General features: G+C 73.4%; 1 protein-coding gene. It reads left to right on the top strand.

Going from position 1 to position 647, the window contains the following annotated elements:
* Positions 1-647, top strand: a 647-nt coding sequence (locus tag AC1DP0_RS22470) for an alpha/beta fold hydrolase (RefSeq protein WP_478088880.1), incomplete at both ends; no start/stop codon positions are given.

The raw sequence follows: 647 nt of genomic DNA on the forward strand, positions 1-647 counted from the left end.
GTATGCCGCCGACCCCACCCCGGACACCGCCGCCGAACGGGCCGCCGCGCMGCGGGCCCCCGCAGCGCGCAACCGGCGCTGCCTCGCCAGGGGCGGCGCCCTCGCGGCCCGGATGGGCACCGAGTTCGTGGCCCGCGACCTCGACGTCCTGCGCTCAGCCGTGGGCGACGAGCGGCTCAACTACTACGGCGTCAGCTACGGCACCATGATCGGCGCCGTCTACGCCGACTTCTTCACCAGCAGGGTGGGGCTCATGGTCCTCGACTCCGCCGTCCTGCCCGACGCGCTGGCGGAGGAGACGCCCAGCCAGCAGGACGTCGATGCCAGTGCGCGGGGCTCGGCGGACGACTTCGACAACGTCTTCAACGACTTCGTGACCGACTGCGGCTCGAGCATCGCGTGCCCGCTGGGCGCGGACACCCCCGCGGTGTCCCGCACGCTCGTCGCGTTCCTCGACCGCCTCGACAGGCAACCGCTCGAGACGGGTGAGACCAGCCTGCCCCGGCTGACCGAGGGCTGGGCCAGCACCGCGATCGGGCTGGGGCTGGACAGTCGGGAGACATGGCCGGACCTCGTGGACGCCCTGGACGCGGCCGTCCACCAGGGCGACGGCGCGCAGCTGGCCTCGTTCGCGATGAGCATGGTCG

It is taken from the genome of Terrabacter sp. P5_B1 (genome assembly GCF_056400505.1).